This is a genomic window from Anaerostipes butyraticus, from assembly GCF_016586355.1.
GTDB lineage: Bacteria > Bacillota > Clostridia > Lachnospirales > Lachnospiraceae > Anaerostipes > Anaerostipes butyraticus.
On record NZ_BLYI01000047.1, the window covers coordinates 45,582 to 65,178 of the forward strand.

Below are 19,597 nucleotides of genomic sequence, written 5' to 3' on the forward strand. Positions count from 1 at the left end.
TGGTCTGGAAATTTACTTTTCTTCTGTATAGATTACGGAAGAAATTCCTCAGATAAATGATGATTTGATTATCTATTCAGTACATAGATAAATTAATAGCAGAAGGGGGATACGAAGAAGAATGAAAAAAACGTATGAAACACCGGTGGCATATGCGGAAGAATTTATGCCGAATGAATATGTAGCAGTTTGCTGGGGCGTGGCTTGTTCTACAAACAAAGCAAATAGGTACGAGGCAAGTATTCATAATTCAGCTCAGGATCATCGAGGTGAATATTGTGGAACAACAGGACATCAGTGGTTAACAGACGTCGACAATGATGGTACGCCTGAACGCATGTCAGAAATCGGTACTGATGGTCTTGGAACATTGGCATGTACGATTTATACAGACGGTACCTATGGACAGAAAGGTAATATCAGCGAAGTAGAGGTTGGTGATTATATCTACTGGACAACCAGTGCTGGCTCTGGCCGTGATAGACGTACATGGCATCATCAGGGATGGGTAACAGAAACTACTCCAGGTCATCCAAACCGTTCTTAATTTTAATATAATCAAACATAGTGATCAAAAGATGGAGGTGTCTCCATCTTTTTTTGACCATTGAAAACGATAAATCGATCTATCCATGTGATTTGTGTCAGGAGTCATTTGTTTGAAATGACTCCCGAATTATTATCTTTATTCTGAAAGAATTACCATACAGCTTTTTTTACAAAAACAGATTCCGTATTTCAGAATATTGGTATAGCCTTCTTTTTCCAAATCTTTTGCATAATGCTTTTCTTCTATTTGTTTCAGGGCATCTGTGCAGGCAGATTTCATATCCTTAAAAAACTGTACACGTTTTAATTCTATAATGACAGCAGGTTTTTCTGGATGGTTTGGCTTTAAAATAAGATCTGGGCGTCTGTTTCCATGTTCTTTATTCGAATCAATCTCATAAGCAGGAATGCCGCCAAGAACACCAAGAAGATATCCGTGATAGAAATTTTCAGCGTTATCATAATAGCTGATACTGTCGGATAATTGGTCATTAATAAAGTTTTCGATCCCTGTACAATTTCCGGTTAAAATATCCTGATAGAGTATATGATAATCAGATGCTTTTATCTTTTCCTGGAACCATTCACGGATAGTGGTACGATAAATATAACGGATTTCCTTGTTTGGAATTTTCATTGTAACATAAATTGTATCGATTTTAAATCGTTGCCCTGTGGATTTCAGGTATCCGGTAAAAAACAGAAAATTCCAAAGATTGTCCTGAGATTTGTGGACATCTTCATAAGTAATATCTTCATACACTGGTTTTTCAATCGTATGCCCCGCAATCAATCCTTCAATTTCCTGTTTCACGCTGGAATCAGAAACTTCAATTAGTGTCCGAACAATATTATTAGAAGATGTGTTGGACCAGTATGGTTTAGGAAAGAGGGAATCACCTTTTATCATATCTGAAATATAATTGATGACACTCCACGGATTATAGACTTCTGTTTCTCCAAACAAATATCCATCATACCAGCGGCCGATTTCTTCCCGCTTCTCAGACAGATGATAGAAGGCAAGCATTTCCTGCACCTCATTTGGCGTAAATCCAAAATATTCTGCATAACTTTGGCTCAGAACAGATATAATTTTCAGGTTATTTAGTTCTGTAAAGATACTCTCTTTGCTAATGCGGAGACACCCGGTGATGACGGCGAATTCCAGGGAATCATTGCTTTTCAGCACAGACTCAAACAGAGAACGGATAAAATCTGTCATTTGGTCATAGAATCCTCTGAAATAGGCATTTTCCAGCGGAACATCGTATTCATCTAAGAGAACAATTACATTTTCCTTGTGATATGCTTTCAGACAATCGGATAAAAACTTTAATGCTGTCACATAGGAAGCCTCATCAGCAGTTCCGGACATTAAATTTTCGTATTTGTTTTTTTCATGTTCAAGAAGCTGGCTGCTTTGGAGAACATAACGGTGTCTGGAAAATTCATTGGAAATCTGTTCACATAATTGCGCATGGGCAAGTTGAAATGTTGGCTGTTTGGCGGCTTTTAGGGATAGAGATATAACAGGATATTTCCCCATATGATGCAAGTACTCTTCTCCGGTACTGATAATTTTCATATTGTTAAAATAATACGCGTTTTCAATCTGTTTTCCATTCCAATCCATTTCGTTCTCAAAAAAGGTTTTCAGCATACTGAGAGTTAAAGTTTTCCCAAAACGTCTCGGACGGGTAAACAATGTAACTTTGTTCCCGTCATCCAGTAATGACTGAATCAGAAGTGTTTTATCCACATAATAATATGATTTGTCAATTAATTCTTTATAATTTTCTATTCCGATGGCAAGCTTCTTTTTCATCTTCATTTTGCATACCTCCGTTATATTCTTTTCTCCTTATTAGGTGATGGAGAAATTATTTAAGACATTTGTTATAATGTAATCGTGTCATTATAGCAAAGAGGATACGATTACTTTATAATCATAACATATATATTGCGAATATGGTGTCTTTGTTTTATAGGAAGGAAAGATCTTATTTTGTGGAATTCTGGTCATATTTCTACTAAAAATGAGGAAATAATCCACAATATTTTCAGATGGACGCTTGCTATTTTCACTTTATCAGAGTAAAATAACACTATGGGAAAGAGTGAGAAAAAGTTAAATATAAAGTTGCGGTAATATAAAAGAGAAGATTTAGAAGAAAGGGGAGCAAGAATGAAAAAAGCATATAAAACACCAACGGCATGTGCAGAAGAATTTATGCCAAATGAGTATGTGGCGGTGTGCTGGAGCGTAGGTTGTAAAAATAATACAACATATCATAATCATAATTCGAACGCTCCATACGGTAATCGGTGGACTGTCGAAGAAGGTCCTTATGATAGACCGTTTAGTCATGATGGTGACTGTCGTAATGCCAGCAATAATTATTTCCGTGGTAACGCTGATGGATCAAATCTTTCGTTTGTTTATGAAGACAGTCATGATCAGGGAAATCTTAGCGGCGGACTTGATCGATGGGTTGATAATGGTGACGGAGTAGTAGGTTCTGGTGATGTTATATATTGGCATACCAGTAATGGCTCCAGGACATGGAATCACTGGGGTTATGTACAGACAGCGGATTCTGCGCATCCAAACCGTTCTTAATGCTACAACGAAACAAAAAATTTGAAAAGATGGAGGTTTCTCCATCTTTTTTTGCCTGTAGAAAGTGAGGGGAGATATGGAGCATAACAATGATATGACAATGGAAAAGATGATGATGACCCGGGCTGCCAGGAATCAGTATCCGATCAATGGGAGTCTGGAACTTTTACCTCTGTGCAACATGAATTGTGATATGTGCTATGTTCGTCTGGATCATAAAGAAGTGGAAAAAAGAGGAGGACTCCACTCTGTAGAAGAGTGGATAGATCTTGCCAGGCAGATGGCTGATGCGGGGGTTTTGTTCCTTTTGCTGACAGGCGGGGAGCCGCTTCTTTTTCCGGGATTTAAGAAGCTGTATCTGGAACTGAAAAAGCTGGGAATGATTCTGACAATTAACACCAATGGTACGCTGATTGATGAAGAATGGGCGGATTTTTTTGCGGAGAATCTGCCGAGAAGGATCAATATCACTCTTTATGGTTCTGATGATACTGCTTATGAGACATTGTGTCATTATCCGGGGGGATTTGAAAAAACCCGGAAGGCAATCAGGCTTTTAAGGGATCGGGAAATCGAAGTAAAGATTAACGGAAGTGTGACCAAAGAAAACTGGAAAGATGTAGATTTTATTTATAAAATAGGAAAAGAACTGGATGCGCCGGTTCATATGGATACTTATATGCTTCCTGGCATTAAAGAGCGGAATCTGCCGTTTGAACAGCAGTCCCGTCTGAATCCGGAAGATGCTGCCCTGGCAGAGATCCAGACAAGGAAAGCGGAAATAGTTCCGGAGATTTTTCGACAATATGCAAAACAGATGACAGAGATTCTGAAAAATCAGGATATGGTGTATTCAGATCAGATTTCCTGCCTGGCAGGGAATTGTTCATTTACTGTGAACTGGCAGGGAGAAATGCGCCCTTGCGTGACATTGGAAGAGCCGTCGGTTCCGGTTTTTGAGACGGGCTTTTTACCGGCATGGGAGAAAATATCGAAAGATTCTAAAGTTTTTCGATATCATAAGAAATGTACCACCTGCCCGTATCGGCCGGTGTGTAAAATCTGTGTGGCCAGTGCATATCTGGAAACAGGAAGTTATGATGGAATTCCGGAATATCTTTGTCGGTATGCGGAAGAATATGCCAGACTTCTGCAGAAAGAATTGGAATAACTTTAAATGAATGCGGCAAAAAATTGAAATGAAGTCTGGAAACAGCAAAAAAACAGGCAAAGAATACGCGATTGGCGACGTCATTTGTCTTTTGGTGTCATTTGGATATCAATGACAGGAAGAAATATGGTATACTATAAAAGTTCTGTATAACAGAAAGTTTCATAGAAAGAGGTAGAGTATGGAGATCAATCAAAATGACGGGCAAAATCAGGGGAATCATAAAGTGTCCTTTGAATCTCTGGACGTTCTGATCGGAAGATGGAGGGATGGAACATTTACCGAAATCCTGGATGACTGGAAGTGGATTTTTTCCTACAGCAAACGGTATAAAGGCGCTATTCTATTTTATACGATTCTCGGAATCTTCAGTACTTCCATGGGACTGGTCAGCAGTGTGGCCAGCAAGTATATGATCGATATTATCACAGGATATCAGACCAGCCGGCTGGGAACGATGATTGCGATTACCCTTGGAAGTGCCATATTCAGTCTGGTATTTTCCAATGTGATCAACCGTGTGACCACAAAACTGAGTATCTACATTAATAATGATATCCAGGCAGATATTTTCGATAAAATCATCGATGCGGACTGGATGAAGATCAATCAGTACAGCAATGGTGACGTACTGAACCGTTTTAACGGAGATGTAACAACGGTCAGCAGCAACGCCATCAGCTGGCTTCCAACGATCATCATAGCAATTTATAATTTCATCGCAACCTTTGTGGTGATCTGGCATTATGACAAGATTATGTCTCTGCTGGCATTTGCCAGTGCGCCGGTCATGCTGCTGATGTCCAAGTTCCTGATTTCCAAGCAGAGGGAGTATGGACAGAAAGTAAGGGAAATGAGCAGTGATATGATGACCTTTGAGGTAGAGACGTTTTATAACTTTGATACCATCAAATCGTTTGGAATTTCCGGACTGTACAGCCAGAAAATGAGGGAATGGCAGGCGAAATTCAAGGATATCAGTCTGGTGTACAATATGTTTTCCATCAAAACAGGAATTTTTATGTCCATTATGGGAATGATCGTTCAGTATGCGGCATTTGGATACTGTCTGTTCCGTTTGTGGACAGGGGATATTTCTTACGGAACCATGACTTTGTTCCTGCAGCAGAGGAGTAACCTGAATTCTGCATTTAATAATGTGGTTTCTATTATTCCGAACTTCCTGAACAGTTCTATTTCTGCCCATCGAATCCGGGAACTGGTGCAGCTGCCGAAGGAAGTACATATTCCGGACAGTTCAGAGCTGGATGCTTATGCAGAGGATGGATTTGAGGTCAGAATGAAGGATGTAAACTTTTCCTATGTGAAAGGGAACCGGGTAATTACAGATTCTGCGTTCAAAGCTATGCCGGGTGAGATCGTTGCTCTGGTAGGCCCTTCCGGAGAAGGAAAGACCACGATGATCCGGCTGATTCTTGGACTGATCCGGCCAGAATCCGGAAAAGCATTTTTAGAGGCTTCCAATGGAAAGGTCGTGGAGATGAATGCGGATACCAGACATCTGTTTGCCTATGTGCCGCAGGGGAATACGATCTTGTCTGGAACCATAGCGGAAAATATGCGTATGGTGAAGGAAGATGCTACGGATGAAGAGATTATAGAGGCTTTGAAGATCGGATGTGCATGGGATTTCGTAAAAGATATGCCGGATACGATCAATTCCAATATCGGAGAGCGGGGACGCGGATTTTCAGAGGGACAGGCTCAGAGAATTGCCATTTCCAGGGCGGTGTTAAGAGATTCGCCGGTTCTGCTTCTGGATGAGGCAACATCGGCTCTGGATGTTACGACAGAAAGAAAAGTTCTGAAAAACATTATAAAACAGAGGCCGAATAAGACCTGTATCGTGACCACGCATCGGCCGAGTGTTTTAAATATGTGCCAGCGGGTATACAGGGTAATGGAAACGAAGGTGACAGAGCTTTCCGAGGAAGAATCCAGCAGGATGGCCATGGACTTCTGATTGATTGACCGTTTGTCGGAAAAGGTCTATAATAACAAAGAATACTGCAGGCAGATTTTACGGAGGAGTATTTATGAACAGGAAAAAATGGAAGATTGTCCTCTGTCTGGGAATTGTAATCTGCATTGGATGCCTGGGAGTGTTCGGGTGGATCACTTACAGAAACTACAGGACCCAGAAAGAGCTGGAGGCAATCAGCAGCAGTGATTTTACACAGAGAGATGGGGAAGAGCCGGACCTGCCGGAGGGAATACGGCATGGAGATGACATAGATTTCAATGAGCTTCAGAAGATCAATGATGAGATCTATGCATGGATTTACATCCCGGATACCAAAATTGATTATCCGGTGGCTCAGAATGCGGAAGACGATGCTCATTATCTGAACTATAACTATAAGAATGAGCCGGAATTCGCAGGATGCATTTATACGGAAAAGTATAACAAGAAAGACTTTACAGACCCTAATACGGTTATGTATGGTCATAATATGAGGAACGGATCCATGTTCCAGAATCTTCATAAGTTTGAGGATGGAGATTTCTTTGACAAACATAAAAATGTCTATGTTTATACTCCGGATAAGATATATACATATACAATTTTCGCAGCGTACAAATATGACAACCGGCATCTGCTGAAATCATTTAATTTTAAGGATAAGGAAGTTTTCGAAAACTACCTTAAAAATGTGCTTTCAACCCGGCAGATGATCAGTCATATCCGGAAGGATCAGAAGGTGACGGCGGATGACCGGATCCTGACATTAAGTACCTGTGTTGGAGGGGAACCAGATAATCGATATTTAGTACAGGCGGTGTTAACAGATGAAAGAGACGCAAAATAATCAGAATAACAGGGAAGCAGATCAGCTGAACCTGGAGCTGGAAAAAGAGATTGAAAACCTGGACCGGCAGTCGGGAGAAGAGTTCCAGGGATATGAACCGAAGGAAGAGAAGCCGAAAAAAAAGGAAAAGAAGAAAAAAGAAAAGAAGAAAAAGACGCCAAAGCAGATCGTAAAGAGGATTCTGATCGTTCTTGCAGTGATCATTATCGTGCCGGTGGCAGCGTTTGTCGCTTTGAGAGTTCTTGGAAAAAGTTTCCTTTTTTCAGGGAATGTGAACATGAAAAACGCGGTTGATGGCGCGGAAGTCCAAAATAACGGGGATTTGGTTATTTACAAAGGACACAAATATCGGTATAATGAGAACATAACGAGTGTTCTGTTTATGGGAGTTGACCGTGAGAAGGTGAACAGCGATGAAAAATATCTGAAGGAGCATGGAGCTGGACAGGCTGATACAATGTTTGTCGCAGCGCTGGATACTTCTTCCAACAAGATGTCGCTGATCAGCATTCCGCGTGATACGATGGCAGATATTAAGACATATAATGAAAAAGGAAAATATACAGGAACGAAGAAGACTCAGCTGTGTCTGGCGTATGCATATGGAGACGGTGAGAAGTTAAGCTGTACCAATACGGTGGACGCTGTATCAAAAGTTCTGTATGGAATTCCGATTGATTCTTATGTTTCTATCAATCTGTCAGCGATCAGTGTCCTGAATGACGCGGTAGGCGGTGTGAATGTCCAGGTGATTGGAGACTTGACAAGTGTGGATCCGGATTTGAAAGAAGGAGCCAACGTCACATTGCTCGGCGATCAGGCAGAGACTTATGTCCGTACCAGAGAACACGAGCCTTTGGATGCGAACTTAGAGCGTATGAGGAGACAGCAGCAGTATATCACAGCATTTATTCAGAAAGGACTGCATGAGATCCGCAGTGATATTATGCTTCCGGTTGATTTGCTGAATCTGATTTCCGATAACGCTGTAACGAATGTCTCAGTACCTAAGCTTACATATTTGGCGACAGAAGCCTTAGGAGTCAGCTTTTCTTCTGATGACATCCACAGTTTTGACTGTGACATCAAGGAAGGCGACAGCGGATATGCAGAGTATTATCCGGATGAAACAAAGTTGTTTGAGTTAGTTTTGGACGTGTTCTATACACGTGTTGATTAAGAGACCAAGTAAGGGGGAATTTATATGAAAAAGGTATTAGTATTGTTCGCGACAATGGTTATGAGCTTTGCGCTTGCTGTAACAGTAATGGCAAACGACAGCCCTTCCAAAGAAACAGATTCTACAGGAACGGACTATACAGAACAGCCTTCTGGTACTACAACATCACCAAAGACAAGTGATGAAGGAGCACCTGCAGCTCTTGTATATGGAGCATTAGCCGCAGCAGCTATGTCTGTATACGCAGCAAGACGTTTAAAAGAACAGTATTAATCCAAAGACAAATTTCCTCCAGTCGGCAGGCTGGAGGTTTTTTGCTTTACAGGGATGTTCTGATGTTTTTGCTGATATAGGATTTTCTTTGAAAATGGATACGATTGTTTGTATGATAGGTATAGATGTAAGAGAGTATTTGTTATATAATAAGAACGTTGAAATTTTCAATAAACAAGGGGTATTTGTAAGATGATAGACATACATACGCATATTTTGCCCGGACTGGATGATGGGGCGAGGGATATGGATGATTCTCTTGCAATGGCAGAGGTCGCGCTGAAAAGCGGCGTCCATACGGTTGTGGCCACATCACATGCCAATACGGGCGGTTATTTCAGGGAGTATGGTCCGGAGGTTTATGAAGAGCGTCTTCAGGCTTTTCGAAGAGCCCTGGAGCAGGAAGGCATGCCGCTGACGGTTTTGTCCGGCATGGAGATTTTTACTACGGAAGATGTTCCGGAGCTGATTGAGGACGGGAGGCTGATTCCGATCAATCACACATCTTTTTTTCTGATGGAATTCGCATTTGGTATTGAAGCCTTTGAGATGGATCAGATGCTGGGAAATGTGCTTGCCATGGGGCTGACGCCGGTGATCGCTCATCCGGAGCGTTATGCCTGTGTTCAGGAAAGTCCCGAAAGGGTGAATGGATGGATGAAGAAAGGATGTCTTGCTCAGATCAACCGGGGGAGTGTCTTTGGAAGATTTGGCGGGCGTGCAAAGGAGTGCGCGGATGCTTTGCTGGAACAACGATGGGTAACGTGCATTGCCAGTGATGCTCATAAACCATATGAGCGGACGCCGTATATGGCAGATATCAAGGAATATATGGAAGAGCGGTTTTCCTACCGGTATTCCAGGGAACTGCTGTATGAAAATCCCCGGAAGATTTTGATGGGATCGGCATCGGCAGAAAACAACAGATCAGAAATTGTTAGTTAGGAGTATGAAGGCATGAATGTAAATATAGATATGAAGAAATTGCGGATCATTTGTTTGATCATATTTGGTGTTGCGCTGGCAGCAAGTCTTATTTTCTGGTTTACGCAGATCAGAAAGGGAGACCGGGTCGGGCCTGTGATCACAATGGATAAGGATGAGCTGAATGTAGATCTGGACGCCACAGATGAAGATTTTCTGAAAGGTGTGAAAGCAGTGGATGACAAGGACGGAGATGTTACTTCTTCCCTGGTGGTGGAAAGTGTTTCCAGCTTTCTGGGCGGCGGACGCCGTCTGGTGGTATATGCGGCAGTGGATTCCCACAATAATGTCAGCCGTGCAAACCGGATCGTAAAATACAAAGGATATTCTTCTCCTAAATTTACTCTGGAAAAACCTCTGTGTTTTGAGTCAACGGGTTCTACTGAGGATATGAATCTTCTGGAAAATCTGAAAGTTAAGGATAAGATTGACGGAGATCTTTCCAATCAGGTAAAGGTTCTGGCGAATTCTACGGTTGATCTGTATACGCCGGGCAACTATCCGATCCGGCTTCAGGTATCTAACAGTGCCGGAGATACGGTGTCTTTCCAGGCTACAGTTCAGGTGTATGACCGGGAAAATGTATCTGAAATTCCATTTATTCATTTGACGGATTATCTGGTGTATACCAAGGTTGGAAAAGAACTGAACGCAAGGGATTACATTTCCAAGGTGTGTCTTGGCGGAGATTATGATTCTGATGTGCCGGGTGATATTGATACAAGCCGGGTAAAAGTCGATGACTCCGAAGTAGATTATGATAAGGCCGGATCTTATGAAATCACTTACTCTGTAAAACAGGGCAAAAGCCGGACAGGCACAGTAAAATTGATCGTAATCGTGACAGAATAGGGGGAGTTGTGCAATGAGCGATAATAAGAATATATCAGTGAATGATTATGAAATAAATATTGACTTGTACAGCATATTAAAAGATATATGGAAATATGCGGTGGTAATTCTGCTGCTGTCCGCGTCTATGAGCCTTTTTGCTTATGTTTACGTTGGACGTAGTTATCATAAGCAGTATGAGGCTTCCAGTACATTTATTGTCAGTGGAAAAGGCAGCAATAATAATGTTTACAGCAACTTAAGTACGACCACAGAGATGGCGTCAAGATTTTCTGAGATCTTAAACAGCAGCATTCTTCAGAAAAAAGTTGCCAACGAGCTGAATATGGATTCCTTTCCGGGTACCGCAACGGCTGAGGTTGTCAAAGAGACCAACCTGCTGGTACTGAGTGTGCAGGCTGATTCTCCGGAAATGGCATTCCGTCTGAATAAGGCAATCATGAACAATTATTCTGTGGTAACGGATCAGCTGATGGGAAATATCGTGCTGGATGTTCTGCAGAATCCAACGATACCAAGTGAGCCGGTCAATGAGTTCAAGCCGGCGTCTCTGATGAAAAAGACGTTTCTGGTGACAGCCGCCGGATTGTGCGCGCTGATCGCTGTGATTTCCTTTATGAAGGATACGGTGCGCAAGCCGAAGGAAGTAGCGAAAAAGCTGGATGCAAAGCTTCTGGAAACAATTTATCATGAAAAAAGGTATAAAACATGGAAAGCGAGGCTTCATCGTAAAAAATCTGAGGTTCTGTTAACAAATCCGGGAACCAGTTTCCGATATGTGGAGGATATGAAAAAGCTGGCGAGAAAGGTCAGCAGCCAGATGAAAGAACATCATGCCAAGACGCTGATGGTCACCAGTGTGACAGAAGAAGAAGGAAAATCTACAATCGCAGCGAACCTTGCTCTGGCACTGGCAGAGGAATCTGCAAAAGTGCTTTTGATTGATGCGGATCTTAGAAATCCGTCTCAGTATAAAATTTTCGGAATTGACAAAGAGCAGATCAAACAGTTTGGCGAGGTTCTGAATGGAAATGAGAATGTGGAAAATCTTGTAATGAATGTGAAAAATTCAGAGCTTCTGCTGATTGCGGATACGATGGTATATCCAAGTTCTACTGAGATGATCGCTTCTCCGATCTTCCGAAAAGTGATTGAATTTTTCCGGGATAATCTGGATTATGTTATCATCGATACACCTCCGATGAACCAGGCGGCAGATGCGGAAGAACTGGTAGATATCGTAGATGCATCCTTATTAGTTGTAAAACAGCATAAGGCTCTGGTAAAAGATATCAATGAAGCCATTGATGTACTCCGGTCTGGTGAAGGAACAATGCTTGGGTGTGTTTATAATGACGCATTCCAGGGATTTGCAGAGACTGCCAAGACATATGGTTATAAATACGGTTATGGTTATGGCTACGGTTACGGCTATGGTTATGGAAGTTATGGCTACGGCTATGGCGGGAAATACGGTTATGGCTATGGTTACGGCAAACGCAGCAGCAGAAAGAAATCCAGATCAGAGAAGAAGCTGTCAGACCAGCAGGAGGATAAGAAATGAGTGAGAGATATAATGAGAAGAAAGAGGGGCTGATCGATATCACCGGTTTGATCGATGATTTGATCAAAGGCGCATTTCATATGAAATGGCGTTTTCTGATTCTGATTATCCTTTGTGTCGTAATATACTGTGGATATAAACGGATCACTTATTCCCCGTATTATGAGGCAACATCAACATTTACGATCAGTGCCAGCATTTCAGCTGAGGCGTCAGATACTTATATGGATAATGCCACGGCTAATCAGATGGCGAAAACTTTCCCATACATTCTAGAAAGCGGAGTCCTGCAGGAGATCATAGCGCAGGATCTGGGAAGACAGTCTGTACCGGGAAAGATTGAGGCAGATGTTATGGAGAATACCAATCTGTTTACGCTGAAAGTAACGGCAGACGATCCTGAGATGGCAAATAAGATTCTGCAATCTGTCGTGAAAAATTATCCGACAGTAGCAGAATTTGTAATCGGAAGTTCACAGCTGACACTGATGGACGAGAGCGGAGTCCCGGCTTCCCCGGCAAATCCGTTCAGCTACCGTCATGAAATCATCATCGGCGGTATTATCGGAGTGGTTTTATGCATTCTGCTGGATCTTTTGTTTGCGCTTGGAAAGAATACTGTAAAGAAAGAGGAAGATTTCAAACGGCTGTTCAGTGTGAAAAGTCTTGGAACGATTCCTCATGCCAAGTTCCATAAGAGAAGATCCAAGGTTCAGGAACTGGTGGTGCTGGATAATCCGAGAATTCCAAGGAATTTCCTGGAAGCTGCAAGAACAGTCCGGCGAAGACTGGAACGGGCAAGCAAAGAGACTGGAATGAAGTCATTCCTTGTGACCAGTGCCATGCCTGGAGAAGGAAAATCTACAGTTTCTGCTAATATTGCCCTGGCTTTGGCTATGAAAGGCTATAGTGTGATCCTGGTGGATGCCGACTTAAGAAACCCATCCACTGCGAAGGTGCTGGGCATGGAAGAAAAAGAAACCGGAACTCTGGAAGTAATCAAGGGTGAAGCGGATATTAAAGATGCGGTTCAGCCTTATAAGGATTCCGGTGTTATGGTACTGGCAGGTTCTTCTCCGATTCAGGATACATCTGGAGTTCTGAGCGGCGATAATATGAAAGAATTTGTCAAGAAGCTGGAGGAACAGGCAGATTTTGTTATCATCGATACACCTCCGAGTGCTCTTTTATCTGATGCGGCGATCGTAGCACAGTATGTAGACGGAGCAGTGTTTGTTGTCCGTCAGGATTACACGGAAATCGATCGGATTTTAGATGGAATGGAAATCCTGTCTGGTTCCGGAGTAGAGATCAAGGGATGTATTTTGAACGATGCAGACGTGAAAGCTGGCGAATCCAGCACATATGGCCACAGTTATCATGCGAAAGCAGAAACTGCATAATTAAGAGAGAAGGAGCGGCATTTGTACAATTTTATGATTAACCCTGCGGCGCGTTCCGGCATGGGAAGAAAAACATGGAAAAAAGTAGAAAAGATTCTTTTAGAGCAGCAGATTGAGTACCGGGCATATTATACCAAAGGACAGGGAGACGCGAGACGGATTGCCGGAAAGGTTACATCCGGTTCGGATCCGGTGAAGCTGGTACTGATCGGAGGAGACGGTACTTTGCATGAAATGGTATCTGGTATTAAAAACTGGGAAAATGTATCGGTTGGTTATATTCCGGTCGGATCGGGAAATGATTTTGCGAGAGGAATGGGATGGAAGAGATCTCCGAAGAGACAGATAGAGAATATTCTGAGGACTGGAGAGAACTGGCAGATGGACTGTGGAAAGGTTCAGACAGAACGCGGCGGCGGACGTTTTATGGTCAGCGCTGGAATAGGATATGACGCCGGAGTCTGCTGGAGAGTGAATCATTCTGGATTAAAGAAGATTCTAAATCGTATGAGACTTGGGAAACTGACCTATCTTATCCTTGGAGCTTATGAGTTATTTGCTTCTAAAAGATTCCGCGGTGAGCTGGAATTGGACGGCAGGTGTAAAGTTTTTCTTCGGGACATTCTGTTTTGTTCTGTGCATAATCTTCCTTATGAAGGAGGAGGGGTTCCTTTTTGCCCTAAGGCGGATCCAATGGACGGAAAAATGGATGTATGTGTTGTGTCAAGGGTTCCCAAACGGAAACTTCCGGTTCTGCTCCTGCAGGCTTTAAAGGGTCAGCACATAAAATACAGAGGTGTGCATGTCTATCGCTGTAAAGAGATAAAGATTCATGCAAGGACGCCTCAGTATTTCCATATGGACGGGGAAGTAATTGGAAAAGTTCGTAAGGTGAAAATATGTGTAGAAAAAGGAAAGGTACATATGTTATAAGAGAAAACGCCTCGAAAGGAGGCGTTTTTTTAATGAAATAACTGAAATATTTTGAAGAAATGTGAATATTTTGGTTATTATAAGTGTATAAACTATATTGATAAATGTTTACAAAGTATTTATCGGATGATATAATATAGAAACAGTACAGGAAAGTACTGGAAGACAGAAAAAGAATCAGGAAAGGAGGTACGGATGAAGGAAGAGGAATTACTGCAAATGATATCAAATCTGCTGGACGAAAAGTTAAAACCAATACAAGAGGGCATACAGAGGCTGGAAGAACGGATGGACAGACTGGAAGAGAGAATGGATCATCTGGAAAAACGGATGGACAGATTGGAAGAGAGAATGGATCATCTGGAAGAGCGGATGGACAGGCTGGAAGAGAGAATGGATCATCTGGAAGAACGGATGGACAGACTGGAAGAGAGAATGGATCATCTGGAAAAACGGATGGACAGATTGGAAGAGAGAATGGATCATCTGGAAGAGCGGATGGACAGGCTGGAAGAGAGAATGGATCATCTGGAAGAGCGGATGGACAGGCTGGAAGAGAGAATGGATCATCTGGAAAAGCGGATGGACAGACTGGAAGAGAGAATGGATCATCTGGAAGAAAGGATAGGCCAACTGGAGCAGCGGATAGAGAGCCTGGAGCAGAAGGTAGAAAACCTGGAGAGACGGATAGAAAGCCTGGAGCAGAAGGTAGAAAACCTGGAGAGACGGATAGAGAGTCTGGAACAGAGGGTAGAGAATCTGGAGAAGCGGATAGAGAGTCTGGAGCAGAAGGTAGAAAACCTGGAAAGACGGATAGAAAGCCTGGAGCAGAAGGTAGAAAACTTGGAGAAGCGGATAGAGAGTCTGGAACAGAAGGCAGAGAATCTGGAGAAGCGGATAGAGAGCCTGGAGCAGAAGGCAGAGAACCTGGAGAGACGGATAGAGAGTCTGGAGCAGAAGGCAGAGAATCTGGAGAGGCAGATGGAGAGCCTGAAGCAGAAGGTGGAAAAACTGGAGACACGAATGGGGGATCTGGAACGGAAAACAGGAAGTCTTGAGACGAAAACAGAAGAACTGATCAAAAGAATGGATGCGCTGGAGAGGAGTCATATCATTCTGGCTGGAAAGATTGATAAAGCAGAGCAGAGAATTATGGATATCGAATTTATCATTGAGACCAGACTGGCACAGGATATTCATGCGGTTGCGGAAGGTCACTCTTTTGTGAATAGTAAATTAGCATATCTGATTGAGACCATGCAGAAGTACCGGGATATTCCGATGGCAGTGCATTATCTGTATTATGAGTTTCAGCAGATGAAACGTCAGAAGACAACAGCGTAGTGAGGAAGCACAGGAAGGGCGGAATTAATTCCGGGCCCTTCCTGTGCTTTTCCTCTTGATAATAAAAGGTTCAAATTCCAGATTGGTTACAAAACCCCTTGGCTGATTTTTTGTCTTTGAATCTCTTAAACGGGCAATGATATCAACAGCTTCCCGGCCCTTGGCTTCGATGGAGTGTTCTACAGTTGTAAGAGAGATGCGGTTCATGGATGCCATAGGAACATTGTCAAAGCCGCAGACAGAAAAATCAGCAGGAACCCGGTATTTCATTTCGTATAAAGCATCTAAGATACCAATGGCGACCATGTCATTATATCCGACAAAAGCAGTAGAGTCGGTTCCTTCCATGAGAATTTGTTTTGTCAGGTTAAATCCGGAGGAATATTCCAGAAGGTTTGGCGATAACAGATTATATTCCCCGGAAGAAAGAGATCGCAGCGTGACGCAGTTTTCTCCCAAACCGTGATCCTCAAAGGCCCGGCACAATCCTTCATATCGTTTGGAACGGGAACGTTCTACACTGCTGATCGGAGTAGAAATATAAGTAATTTTTTTATGTCCGAGAGAGATCAGATGCTCGGCTACCAGGTAGGCAGGCTTGGTGCTGCTGACATGAATGGAGTCGAATATGATCTCATCATTTTTATCTCCGATGTTGACAATAGGCAGAAGTTTTGACATCTGATTTACTTCTGACAGAAAAGATGTTGGATAAAGATAGACAATGCCTGCTACTTCCACATCCCGTCTCAGCATGTCAAGATAATACTGTTCAGTGCTGGGATTGCGCAGCGTTGGGGCAACAAATGTCAGATAACCATAGTCGTGGGCACGTTCTGTGATCGAATGGATCAGGATTGTGTAATAGTGATTGGAAAGGAACGGACACATAATGACAATAACTTCGGATAAAGAATGCTCTGGTGTGGAGGCTGTCTTTTTTTTATGGTAGCCGAGTTCTTCTGCAGCCATAAAAACCCTTTGGCGGGTTTCTTCTGAAAAAGACACATTGGGTTTCTGATTCAGAATCATGGAAACAGCAGACTGGGAAACGTTTGCGTATTCAGCGATATCTTTTGTTGTAACTTTCTTTTTTTTACCCATCATGATCCTCCTAATCAAAATTATTTTAATTAATTAAATGTTGTTAATATTTTATGAAAATATTACTAATATTATCGAAATAATATTAATAAAACTATTCTTATCATATCATAAGGATGGCGGAAAATACAGAGAAATACAGGGTTTTTTCAAATGAAAATTTTGTGTAAAATTGGATCTGAAAAAATGTAAAAATTCATCTTATTAATAATTTTTTAAAATATTAATAAAATCCTGAAAATGTTGGAAAACAGCTCCTGGCGGACGTTTGACAAGGGCGGAGATCCATGTTTTAATGATACCAGAAACCAAACGAAGCCATACTTTTTAGGAGGAATAGAACATGAGATTTTTTGTAGACACAGCAGATGTAGATCAGATTAGAAAAGCAAATGATATGGGAGTAATCTGTGGAGTAACCACAAACCCATCCTTAATCGCAAAGTCCGGAAGACAGTTTGAAGACGTTATCAAAGAAATTACTTCCATCGTAGACGGCCCGATCAGCGGGGAAGTAAAAGCAACAACGACAGACGCAGAAGGAATGATCAAAGAAGGAAGAGAAATCGCAAAAATCCATAAGAATATGGTAGTTAAGATCCCGACAACAATTGAAGGACTGAAAGCTACAAAAGTATTATCTTCCGAAGGAATCAAAACAAACCTTACATTAATCTTCAATCCGAACCAGGCATTACTGGCAGCAAGAGCCGGTGCGACTTACGTGTCTCCTTTCCTTGGCAGATTAGATGATATTTCCCAGAACGGATTAGATCTTATCGCAGACATCAAAGAAATCTTTGATATGGCAGGAGATATCGATACACAGATCATCTGTGCAAGTGTCCGCAATCCAATTCATGTTATGGAATGTGCAAAAATGGGTGCAGATATTGCGACAGTACCGTATAATGTATTTGAGCAGATGATGAAACATCCTCTGACAGACCAGGGAATTGAAAAATTCCAGGCAGATTATAAGGCAGTATTTGGAGAATAGGAAAGGGTGGTAAATATCATGACAACCGCAGAATTAAAAAAGACGGCCAATGAAATCCGCAAAGACATTATCAAAGCAACACATGCTGCAAAATCAGGACATCCGGGCGGATCACTTTCAGCAGCAGATATGTTCACTTATTTATATTTCGTTGAGATGAACATTGATCCGAAAAATCCAAAGGATGAAAACAGAGACCGCTTTGTTTTATCCAAAGGACATGTAGCTCCAGGATATTATTCAGCACTTGCGGAAAGGGGATATTTCCCGAAAGAAGATCTTCTTACTTTAAGGCATATTGATTCTTATCTTCAGGGGCATCCGGACATGAAGAAGATTCCGGGTGTTGATATGTCTAGCGGTTCTTTGGGACAGGGAATTTCAGCAGCTGTTGGTATGGCTCTGGCAGCAAAATTAAAGAACAAAGATTATCGTACTTACACACTTCTTGGAGATGGTGAGATCCAGGAGGGACAGGTATGGGAAGCTGCAATGTTCGCAGGGGCCAGAAAGCTGGATAACCTTGTTGTGATCGTGGACAATAACGGACTTCAGATCGATGGAAACATTGAGGACGTATGCTCACCATATCCGATTGGTGAAAAATTTGCCGCATTTAATTTCAATGTCGTTGAGATTAACGGACACGATTTCGATCAGATCGCAGATGCCTTGAAACAGGCAAGAGAATGCAAAGGAAAACCAACGGCGATCATTATGAAGACAATCAAAGGAAAAGGTGTATCCTTCATGGAAAACCAGGCTTCATGGCATGGTACCGCACCAAATGATGAACAATGTGAACAGGCACTGAAAGATTTAGAAAAGGTGGGCGAGTAAGATGGCAGATGTAAAGAAGATTGCGACAAGAGAAAGCTATGGAAATGCTTTAGTGGAATTAGGAAAAGAAAATCCTGATATTGTAGTTTTGGATGCCGACTTGGCCGCTGCAACAAAGACAGGCGTGTTCAAGAAGGAATTTCCGGAAAGACATATTGACTGCGGAATCGCAGAGTGCAATATGGTTGGAATTGGAGCAGGACTTGCGGCAGCAGGAATGATTCCTTTTGTCAGCAGTTTTGCAATGTTTGCTGCAGGACGTGCTTTTGAGCAGGTAAGAAACTCTGTTGGATATCCACATTTAAATGTGAAAATCGGAGCAACACATGGTGGAATTTCCGTAGGAGAAGACGGAGCAACACATCAGTGCTGTGAGGACATTGCGTTAATGCGTACAATTCCGGGAATGACGGTCATTGTTCCTTCCGATGACGTAGAAGCAAGAGCAGCAGTAAAAGCAGCAGCGGAAATGGACGGACCGGTTTATATGAGATTCGGACGTCTGGCTGTTCCAGTGATCAACGACACAGCAGATTACAAGTTCGAAATCGGAAAAGGTACTGTATTAAAAGAAGGTACTGATGTGGCAATTATTGCCAACGGACTTTGCGTTGCGGAAGCACTGGAAGCAGCAAAGAAACTGGAAGCGGACGGAATCAATGCAAAAGTCATCAATATGGCAACGGTAAAACCGCTGGATGAGGAACTGGTTCTTGCGGCAGCAAAAGAAACAGGAAAAGTTGTTACAGTGGAAGAACATTCTGTGATCGGAGGACTTGGAAGCGCTGTATGTGATGTGCTGTCTGAGAAACTTCCGACTCCGGTATTAAAGATCGGTATTAATGATGTATTTGGACATTCAGGACCGGCAGTGGAACTGATCAAGGAATTCGGCCTGGATGGAGACAGCATCGCAAAGAAAGTAAAAGATTTTGTAAAATAGGTC

General features: G+C 42.3%; 18 protein-coding genes. 16 read left to right on the forward strand and 2 right to left on the reverse strand.

Annotation, left to right across the window (positions count from 1 at the left end):
- The first annotated feature begins 121 nt into the window (after nucleotides 1–121).
- Entirely contained in the window at nucleotides 122–547 is a 426-nt protein-coding gene (locus tag JMF81_RS11375) for a hypothetical protein (protein WP_201311570.1), read from the forward strand.
- Nucleotides 548–685: 138 nt separating this feature from the next.
- On the opposite strand, the gene JMF81_RS11380 is transcribed toward JMF81_RS11375, so the two are convergent.
- Nucleotides 686–2,383: an AAA family ATPase gene (locus tag JMF81_RS11380; protein WP_243282618.1), complete on the reverse strand. Its 1,698-nt coding sequence runs from the start codon at nucleotides 2,381–2,383 to the stop codon at nucleotides 686–688.
- A gap of 354 nt (nucleotides 2,384–2,737) precedes the next feature.
- On the opposite strand from JMF81_RS11380, the gene JMF81_RS11385 reads away from it, so the two are divergent.
- The 12 genes from JMF81_RS11385 (at nucleotide 2,738) to JMF81_RS11440 (ending at nucleotide 15,707) form a co-directional block, all read left to right on the forward strand.
- Entirely contained in the window at nucleotides 2,738–3,172 is a 435-nt protein-coding gene (locus JMF81_RS11385) for a hypothetical protein (RefSeq protein WP_201311571.1), read from the forward strand.
- A 76-nt stretch (nucleotides 3,173–3,248) separates the two neighbouring features.
- Nucleotides 3,249–4,343, forward strand: coding sequence for a radical SAM protein (locus JMF81_RS11390; protein ID WP_201311572.1), 1,095 nt, complete (start codon nucleotides 3,249–3,251; stop codon nucleotides 4,341–4,343).
- Nucleotides 4,344–4,524: 181 nt separating this feature from the next.
- Nucleotides 4,525–6,327: an ABC transporter ATP-binding protein gene (locus JMF81_RS11395; protein ID WP_243282619.1), complete on the forward strand. Its 1,803-nt coding sequence runs from the start codon at nucleotides 4,525–4,527 to the stop codon at nucleotides 6,325–6,327.
- Nucleotides 6,328–6,400: 73 nt separating this feature from the next.
- Complete coding sequence (gene srtB / locus JMF81_RS11400) at nucleotides 6,401–7,174, forward strand: class B sortase (RefSeq protein ID WP_201311573.1); 774 nt, start codon at nucleotides 6,401–6,403, stop codon at nucleotides 7,172–7,174.
- A complete protein-coding gene (locus JMF81_RS11405) occupies nucleotides 7,155–8,354 on the forward strand; it encodes an LCP family protein (RefSeq protein WP_201311574.1) in 1,200 nt (399 codons plus the stop codon). The genes srtB and JMF81_RS11405 overlap by 20 nt, the downstream gene beginning before the upstream one ends.
- A gap of 24 nt (nucleotides 8,355–8,378) precedes the next feature.
- On the forward strand, nucleotides 8,379–8,627 hold the full coding sequence (locus JMF81_RS11410) for a hypothetical protein (protein ID WP_201311575.1): 249 nt from the start codon (nucleotides 8,379–8,381) through the stop codon (nucleotides 8,625–8,627).
- 192 nt (nucleotides 8,628–8,819) lie between these two features.
- Nucleotides 8,820–9,572 (forward strand): tyrosine-protein phosphatase, encoded by a 753-nt coding sequence (locus JMF81_RS11415; RefSeq protein ID WP_201311576.1) that lies wholly within the window; start codon nucleotides 8,820–8,822, stop codon nucleotides 9,570–9,572.
- Nucleotides 9,573–9,584: 12 nt separating this feature from the next.
- Entirely contained in the window at nucleotides 9,585–10,463 is an 879-nt protein-coding gene (locus JMF81_RS11420) for a DUF5011 domain-containing protein (protein ID WP_243282620.1), read from the forward strand.
- A 13-nt stretch (nucleotides 10,464–10,476) separates the two neighbouring features.
- Nucleotides 10,477–12,027, forward strand: a complete 1,551-nt coding sequence (locus JMF81_RS11425; protein WP_201311577.1) for a polysaccharide biosynthesis tyrosine autokinase — start codon at nucleotides 10,477–10,479, stop codon at nucleotides 12,025–12,027.
- Complete coding sequence (locus JMF81_RS11430) at nucleotides 12,024–13,430, forward strand: polysaccharide biosynthesis tyrosine autokinase (protein ID WP_201311578.1); 1,407 nt, start codon at nucleotides 12,024–12,026, stop codon at nucleotides 13,428–13,430. The genes JMF81_RS11425 and JMF81_RS11430 overlap by 4 nt, the downstream gene beginning before the upstream one ends.
- Nucleotides 13,431–13,451: 21 nt before the next feature.
- On the forward strand, nucleotides 13,452–14,363 hold the full coding sequence (locus tag JMF81_RS11435; RefSeq protein WP_201311579.1) for a diacylglycerol/lipid kinase family protein: 912 nt from the start codon (nucleotides 13,452–13,454) through the stop codon (nucleotides 14,361–14,363).
- Between the two features lie 195 nt (nucleotides 14,364–14,558).
- A complete protein-coding gene (locus JMF81_RS11440) occupies nucleotides 14,559–15,707 on the forward strand; it encodes a tropomyosin (RefSeq protein ID WP_201311580.1) in 1,149 nt (382 codons plus the stop codon).
- Nucleotides 15,708–15,731: 24 nt separating this feature from the next.
- On the opposite strand, the gene JMF81_RS11445 is transcribed toward JMF81_RS11440, so the two are convergent.
- The gene (locus JMF81_RS11445) at nucleotides 15,732–16,814 is read right to left on the reverse strand and encodes a LacI family DNA-binding transcriptional regulator (protein WP_330597378.1); all 1,083 of its coding nucleotides are present in this window, start codon (nucleotides 16,812–16,814) and stop codon (nucleotides 15,732–15,734) included.
- Between the two features lie 340 nt (nucleotides 16,815–17,154).
- Here JMF81_RS11445 and fsa point away from each other — a divergent pair, with 340 nt between their 5' ends.
- From fsa to JMF81_RS11460, 3 genes are read left to right on the forward strand one after another with little or no spacing between them, the layout of a single operon-like run.
- Nucleotides 17,155–17,811, forward strand: coding sequence for a fructose-6-phosphate aldolase (fsa, locus tag JMF81_RS11450; protein WP_201311581.1), 657 nt, complete (start codon nucleotides 17,155–17,157; stop codon nucleotides 17,809–17,811).
- A gap of 18 nt (nucleotides 17,812–17,829) precedes the next feature.
- The gene (locus tag JMF81_RS11455; protein ID WP_201311582.1) at nucleotides 17,830–18,651 is read left to right on the forward strand and encodes a transketolase; all 822 of its coding nucleotides are present in this window, start codon (nucleotides 17,830–17,832) and stop codon (nucleotides 18,649–18,651) included.
- A 1-nt stretch (nucleotide 18,652) separates the two neighbouring features.
- Entirely contained in the window at nucleotides 18,653–19,594 is a 942-nt protein-coding gene (locus tag JMF81_RS11460) for a transketolase family protein (protein WP_201311583.1), read from the forward strand.
- Nucleotides 19,595–19,597: the final 3 nt, after the last annotated feature.

What these genes read in the sequence shown, in the direction of transcription:
- JMF81_RS11445 (WP_330597378.1), bottom strand. Translation starts at nt 16,814, where the DNA reads ATGATGGGTAAAAAAAAGAAAGTTACAACAAAAGATATCGCTGAATAC.
- JMF81_RS11405 (WP_201311574.1), top strand. Translation starts at nt 7,155, where the DNA reads ATGAAAGAGACGCAAAATAATCAGAATAACAGGGAAGCAGATCAGCTG.
- JMF81_RS11395 (WP_243282619.1), top strand. Translation starts at nt 4,525, where the DNA reads ATGGAGATCAATCAAAATGACGGGCAAAATCAGGGGAATCATAAAGTG.
- JMF81_RS11390 (WP_201311572.1), top strand. Translation starts at nt 3,249, where the DNA reads ATGGAGCATAACAATGATATGACAATGGAAAAGATGATGATGACCCGG.
- srtB (WP_201311573.1), top strand. Translation starts at nt 6,401, where the DNA reads ATGAACAGGAAAAAATGGAAGATTGTCCTCTGTCTGGGAATTGTAATC.
- JMF81_RS11425 (WP_201311577.1), top strand. Translation starts at nt 10,477, where the DNA reads ATGAGCGATAATAAGAATATATCAGTGAATGATTATGAAATAAATATT.
- JMF81_RS11410 (WP_201311575.1), top strand. Translation starts at nt 8,379, where the DNA reads ATGAAAAAGGTATTAGTATTGTTCGCGACAATGGTTATGAGCTTTGCG.
- JMF81_RS11375 (WP_201311570.1), top strand. Translation starts at nt 122, where the DNA reads ATGAAAAAAACGTATGAAACACCGGTGGCATATGCGGAAGAATTTATG.
- JMF81_RS11420 (WP_243282620.1), top strand. Translation starts at nt 9,585, where the DNA reads ATGAATGTAAATATAGATATGAAGAAATTGCGGATCATTTGTTTGATC.
- JMF81_RS11440 (WP_201311580.1), top strand. Translation starts at nt 14,559, where the DNA reads ATGAAGGAAGAGGAATTACTGCAAATGATATCAAATCTGCTGGACGAA.
- JMF81_RS11455 (WP_201311582.1), top strand. Translation starts at nt 17,830, where the DNA reads ATGACAACCGCAGAATTAAAAAAGACGGCCAATGAAATCCGCAAAGAC.
- JMF81_RS11380 (WP_243282618.1), bottom strand. Translation starts at nt 2,383, where the DNA reads ATGAAGATGAAAAAGAAGCTTGCCATCGGAATAGAAAATTATAAAGAA.
- JMF81_RS11460 (WP_201311583.1), top strand. Translation starts at nt 18,653, where the DNA reads ATGGCAGATGTAAAGAAGATTGCGACAAGAGAAAGCTATGGAAATGCT.
- fsa (WP_201311581.1), top strand. Translation starts at nt 17,155, where the DNA reads ATGAGATTTTTTGTAGACACAGCAGATGTAGATCAGATTAGAAAAGCA.
- JMF81_RS11385 (WP_201311571.1), top strand. Translation starts at nt 2,738, where the DNA reads ATGAAAAAAGCATATAAAACACCAACGGCATGTGCAGAAGAATTTATG.
- JMF81_RS11430 (WP_201311578.1), top strand. Translation starts at nt 12,024, where the DNA reads ATGAGTGAGAGATATAATGAGAAGAAAGAGGGGCTGATCGATATCACC.
- JMF81_RS11415 (WP_201311576.1), top strand. Translation starts at nt 8,820, where the DNA reads ATGATAGACATACATACGCATATTTTGCCCGGACTGGATGATGGGGCG.